This window comes from Pseudomonas sp. NBRC 111133, from assembly GCF_001320605.1.
Lineage (GTDB): Bacteria > Pseudomonadota > Gammaproteobacteria > Pseudomonadales > Pseudomonadaceae > Aquipseudomonas > Aquipseudomonas monteilii.
Window position 1 is genome coordinate 1 of sequence record NZ_BCBJ01000156.1, and the last position, 4627, is coordinate 4627.

The 4627-nt window shown below is 57.3% G+C and carries 8 protein-coding genes; 3 read left to right on the forward strand and 5 right to left on the reverse strand.

Going from position 1 to position 4627, the window contains the following annotated elements; genetic code table 11:
- Window positions 1-222 precede the first annotated feature (222 nt).
- Together APH36_RS29330 and APH36_RS29335 are read left to right on the forward strand one after the other, a co-directional pair.
- Window positions 223-423: a hypothetical protein gene (locus APH36_RS29330; RefSeq protein WP_060501695.1), complete on the forward strand. Its 201-nt coding sequence runs from the start codon at window positions 223-225 to the stop codon at window positions 421-423.
- Between the two features lie 157 nt (window positions 424-580).
- Entirely contained in the window at window positions 581-799 is a 219-nt protein-coding gene (locus APH36_RS29335) for a hypothetical protein (protein WP_060501698.1), read from the forward strand.
- A 278-nt stretch (window positions 800-1077) separates the two neighbouring features.
- On the opposite strand, the gene APH36_RS29340 is transcribed toward APH36_RS29335, so the two are convergent.
- The 3 genes from APH36_RS29340 to APH36_RS32285 form a co-directional block, all read right to left on the reverse strand.
- Window positions 1078-1386 carry a hypothetical protein gene (locus tag APH36_RS29340; RefSeq protein ID WP_060501703.1) on the reverse strand — a complete coding sequence of 103 codons (309 nt, stop codon included), beginning with the start codon at window positions 1384-1386 and terminating at the stop codon, window positions 1078-1080.
- Window positions 1387-1516: 130 nt separating this feature from the next.
- Window positions 1517-1891: a hypothetical protein gene (locus APH36_RS29345; RefSeq protein ID WP_060501700.1), complete on the reverse strand. Its 375-nt coding sequence runs from the start codon at window positions 1889-1891 to the stop codon at window positions 1517-1519.
- 154 nt (window positions 1892-2045) lie between these two features.
- Window positions 2046-2186, reverse strand: a complete 141-nt coding sequence (locus tag APH36_RS32285) for a hypothetical protein (RefSeq protein WP_164524509.1) — start codon at window positions 2184-2186, stop codon at window positions 2046-2048.
- 403 nt (window positions 2187-2589) lie between these two features.
- On the opposite strand from APH36_RS32285, the gene APH36_RS29350 reads away from it, so the two are divergent.
- Entirely contained in the window at window positions 2590-2937 is a 348-nt protein-coding gene (locus APH36_RS29350; protein ID WP_223624923.1) for a hypothetical protein, read from the forward strand.
- A gap of 58 nt (window positions 2938-2995) precedes the next feature.
- Here APH36_RS29350 and APH36_RS29355 read toward each other — a convergent pair whose 3' ends face one another.
- Window positions 2996-3295 carry a hypothetical protein gene (locus APH36_RS29355; RefSeq protein ID WP_060501702.1) on the reverse strand — a complete coding sequence of 100 codons (300 nt, stop codon included), beginning with the start codon at window positions 3293-3295 and terminating at the stop codon, window positions 2996-2998.
- A gap of 168 nt (window positions 3296-3463) precedes the next feature.
- The coding region (locus APH36_RS29360; RefSeq protein ID WP_060501708.1) for a DUF4113 domain-containing protein at window positions 3464-4627 on the reverse strand (1164 nt) is incomplete at its 5' end.

Consider the following 4627-nt stretch of genomic DNA (forward strand, 5'->3'; position numbering starts at 1 on the left):
TTCCTTAGGGATACGCTGCATTCTAACGGGGGTGGCGCCGAGTTACTAATCAACCAAGGTCTGGCTGCAGGTTCTCGCGCAATTGACACAGCAATAGCGCGCTGCTGGATGAGCGCCAGACAGGGATCGACGGTAAGCACCTGACAATTCTGCCAGTAGCGTGAGCAGGTGGAGGCTGCAACAGTAAAGGGGTCAACCCACACGTCGGCAAGGAGTTACGCAATGCAAAATAATGCCAACAAAACACTTCTTTTCTATCAGAATGGCAAACTCATCACCCTTAAAACCGGAGAACAGAACCGTAGCATTTTTCGCCACTCGGACCTGCCACTTGCCGAGCAACAATCAGGCGGTATCCAGTCCGTCGGATTGTTGGTAACGGACGATAAAGGTTCGGTACTGCAGGTGGACACAGACAGCTGAAAAACCCGGGGCCTCTCCGACGCCCCAGCCAGCATCGCGTAAGCTCTTCCGGGTTTGGGCGAGAAAGCGCCTTCTATAAATCGGTTGCGTTTCACCCTGCCCTGCGGCGATGCTCACAGTCCCGTTGAAGCAACTGACAAGGAAGGCCTTTAACACCATGGAAACGCTTCATAGCATCAAGTCAGACCTGGTCAGAACAGCCGATCACCTGGACCAACTCAGTCAGGCCATGAGTGGTCACGCCAGGTTCATGGCGGCGCGTGGTAGCTCGCTAAACGAGGTGGATGTTGCTGCGCACATCAGGTCCATCGATGTGGTTGCGGACGAGCTGCGCTCTGTCGCCGCAAGAATCGACGACATGGAAGGCGCTTGTTGAATGAATTCAAAGCCCGTAAATCGCCTTGGCTTGCCTGGCTAATCCATGCCTGACCTTGACGACATACCCGGTCAGGGTGCCCCCCCCGAACGCGGGTCAGGGTTTGGTTCCCCGGTACAGCACGATGGCCGCTACATCGAGGGCCAGCACGCTGGCGACAAACAGAAACATGGCATACAGGTCTTCAGGAAGCATTGCCGTATCCCCCAAATGCGCCGGTTTGAAAGGGTACGCGCAATATCCGTTCCAGTCGGCGCATCAGGTACCCGGGCAGCGACTCAGCTGAATTTGAGCTTCACCACTTTGCTCAGCGCCCAACCACCGAAGACGTAGAACGCATCCAGGTAGAGGCGCCCTGCATAGTTGGGCAACGGCGCGTTATTCAACAACACATCCGGGTCGGGCGCAGGGGGAAACAGCGCATAAAAACCGTTGGGCAGCACCGCCAGCGCCAGCAGCAACACATAAGTCGAGGCTTGCAGCAGGGTCGCGCGACTGCTGGATCTGGCGGACCACTTCAAGCCGTAGTACGCAACCAGGCCTGCAACGGGCAACACCCAGAAATGCGTCGGGATCCCAATGAACATTTCGGCGACAACGCTTCTTGCTTGCACCCGCGATTCTCCTTCCAAATAGGCGGATTATTGCGGCCGTGGCCCGCAAATGCAAAAAGCCCGCTCTCGACAGCGGGCTTTTTGTGTTTTCCGGTGCTAACAATCACGCCTTGGAACACATCAGTGCGGCATCCAGCAACCTGCCATGGTCGTACCAGGCATCACGTTGATAAGCCGTGAACTGGCGCTGAGGTCCCGTGCCCCGCAACTCTACAAGCCCCTGCGCCTTGTCGGGGTCGGTGCTTTCGATGAACAGCCTGAGCGCATTATCGCCCTGGACTTCGTAGGTTTTCACATTGCCTTGAAGTTCGTCTTTGACGCACCCCAGATACACCGGTGGGCTTTTCGCGGTACTGCCAACGGTATAATCGTGGCTGTCACGCACATCAGGGTTTTGTGCGCAGCCTGCCATGAACACCGTAGCGAACCCGGACACAACTATTGCAATTGCGCCTGCTAGCGATCTTGAGCTCTTCACGCGACACGCTCCTGTTGCCCCATGAGAAACAGGTAAAGTTTTTACCGGCCAGCCGCCCTGTTTTGGTTATCGTGTGCCCATGTTACTGCTGGAAGGCAACCCGGTGTCAGGCTTATTGGCTATATGGACCTCGGGGCGCCCCTCGCGCCCGCCATCAGTAGCGACGATATTCCTGCCTGCCATGATCACCGTCGTGATAATGGCGATGATGCCGCCCGTCATGCCAGTATGGCCAGCAGCCGCTGAGCAGCAGCAAACCGGACAACACCACAACCCATGCAGTCTTGCGTTTCATGTGCGTACCTCCGACAAGCGAAGCCAAGGCTTGCTTACGTTGGACCGCACTCAATCGGGATGTTCAGGCAGGCGCAAGCTGCTGGTCAGCTTCCCCGACAGGTTTCATGTAGCGGCTGGCCCCGATTACGCGTATGGCGTGCCCCACAACCGGGGTCAGGATATGGCATTGAGAAACACATAAGTCGCCGCCAGATCCAGTACCAGCACAGCCACCACGCTGAAAATCATGTAATAGCGGTCATCCTGAGTCATTTCTGCGTACCCCGCATGATCAATGTCTCAGGGCTTCAGCAATTCCTGTTCCAGCGCAGAGGTAAAGCCATGCAACGTGAGGAACAAGGGTAAGGCAGTGGTAACGCCGATAATTCACGAAAACACTCAGGGTCAGCTAGAGTTTTATTGTGGCCAAGCACCGCGAGATAACGATCATGCTAAAACAAGAAGCAGACGACGTGATTGAGCGTATACGGGACGAACTGAAAAGGCACGGTGTGCTGATCGGCTACGACCCGGAATTTACCAGTGCAGAATTCGGGTGCGACCTAGACCACCACATTGCCCAGGTCAGAGAAGATCCGAACAGCCATGTGTTGCGGATTGCGATACATGACGAAGGCTTGTGGGCCCAGCTCCGGCAGGGGACGGTCTATCGCTGCGTGGTCAGTGATTGCCGGGGGAAGCTCTTCGGCATTCCGATTGCGATAGAGCCGAGGACCGATGCGTCCTACACCATTCAGTACAAGCTCTGAAGCGCCCGGTGGGTAGCCTGCCTGGCAGATTACCCCTGCCTGCAGACCGAAGGCTGGACTATTCCGAAGCCACATCTCGGGTCGCAGTATGGGCGTACCCATCAATAACTTGACGCGCTCGGTCAATGCCCCAGGCCAGCGACCGGTACATCGATTCGCCGGGCCTGGCGCTGTAAGCCTCTTCATGCAGTGCCATGCCGGAGCGTGCGTAGACCCCTAGAAAAAGCTGGGTGCCGCCGGTGCGCGATAGTCTCACCTGGACATCGATGAAGGTCCCGTCGTACAGCGTTTCTTCGTGAAATTGGTGGTGAAGCGTGGGGTCTGACCAAGCCCAGTACACGCCGCCTCGTCTTCGCATGATGTTCTCCTACCCGCCGGTGGCTATTTTGGTAAACCAGAATGGGCAGGCCAGTCATTTGTAATTAGGCCTATCCAACTAGCTTGACCACCGCTCACGAACAAAAGCTCCATTTTTCTTTGTGTTCATCGACACATGATGATTGGCCTTACCGGACGGCTCGAAGGCTCAACATTTGACCGTCCACAGTTGGTCAATTCGCGTCGTATAGGATTGACTCATCATCTCCCTCCTCATACCCCAGTCCGGTGTAGCCGGCACGCTGGCGACGCGCATTGTCCCCCTCCCCCAACGGACGTTGATGTCATCCATCACCTGCATCAGTCGGTCACATGCCACCGATTGCTTCAACGCAAACAAGTCCTCTGAAAACTCACCTGGCTGCCGCAGGTCCACCAGGAGAACCTCGGCCTTGCTGTAGCGAAACCCTGGCCGGAAGATCCGCTCGACCGCTTCGGTAGCCAGTCGGGTCATCAGTAGCGTGTCGGAAGTCGGGTATGGCAGTTCTACCAATGCGCCCTGGGCGTGGTGTGGCTCGTCCGGGTTGAACATGCCGGTGCGGACGCTCACGCGCATACGCTTGCATACCGAGCCCTGGGCCCGAAGCTTTTCTGCAGCCCGGCGAACGTAGGTGGCCACTGCCTGTTTGATGGGCGCCAGCTCAGTGAGGCGCTTGCCGAACATCCGGCTGCAGCAGATCTCCTGTTTCGCAGGCTCGGCCTCGTCCAGCTCCAGGCATGGCGTGCCCGCCAGTTCGCGGGCAGTCTTCTCGACCACCACACTGAATTTCTGCCGCAGCGTCCAGGCATCAGCCCTGGCCAGATCCATCGCCGTGTAAATGCCCATCGCTTCGAGGTGGGCAGTCATACGGCGGCCCACGCCCCACACCTCTTTCACTTCAGTATTGCGCAGCACCCAATCGCGCTTGAACGGATCGGTAATGTCGACCACCCCGCCAGTCTGCGCCTGCAGGCGCTTGGCGGTGTGGTTGGCCAGCTTGGCGAGCGTCTTGGTGCCGGCGATCCCGACACCCACCGGGATACCGGTGCACTGAAAGATTCTGGACCGAAGTCTGCGCCCGAACTGGGTCAGGTTTTCCGGAATACCGGACAATTCAGCGAAGCATTCGTCGATGCTGTAAATCTCGGTGGCCGGCACCATCGATTCGATCAGGGTCATGACACGCTCACTCATGTCGCCGTACAGCGCATAGTTACTGCTGAAAGCCTTGATGCCATGGCGGCGTAGCTTGTCCTTCGCCAGGAAGTACGGCTCGCCCATCTTCACAAAGGGCTTCGCGTCGTATGACCTGGCGATCACGCAGCCGTCCGA

What these genes read in the sequence shown, in the direction of transcription:
- APH36_RS29330 (WP_060501695.1), top strand. Translation starts at nt 223, where the DNA reads ATGCAAAATAATGCCAACAAAACACTTCTTTTCTATCAGAATGGCAAA.
- APH36_RS29335 (WP_060501698.1), top strand. Translation starts at nt 581, where the DNA reads ATGGAAACGCTTCATAGCATCAAGTCAGACCTGGTCAGAACAGCCGAT.
- APH36_RS29340 (WP_060501703.1), bottom strand. Translation starts at nt 1,386, where the DNA reads ATGTTCATTGGGATCCCGACGCATTTCTGGGTGTTGCCCGTTGCAGGC.
- APH36_RS32285 (WP_164524509.1), bottom strand. Translation starts at nt 2,186, where the DNA reads ATGAAACGCAAGACTGCATGGGTTGTGGTGTTGTCCGGTTTGCTGCTG.
- APH36_RS29355 (WP_060501702.1), bottom strand. Translation starts at nt 3,295, where the DNA reads ATGCGAAGACGAGGCGGCGTGTACTGGGCTTGGTCAGACCCCACGCTT.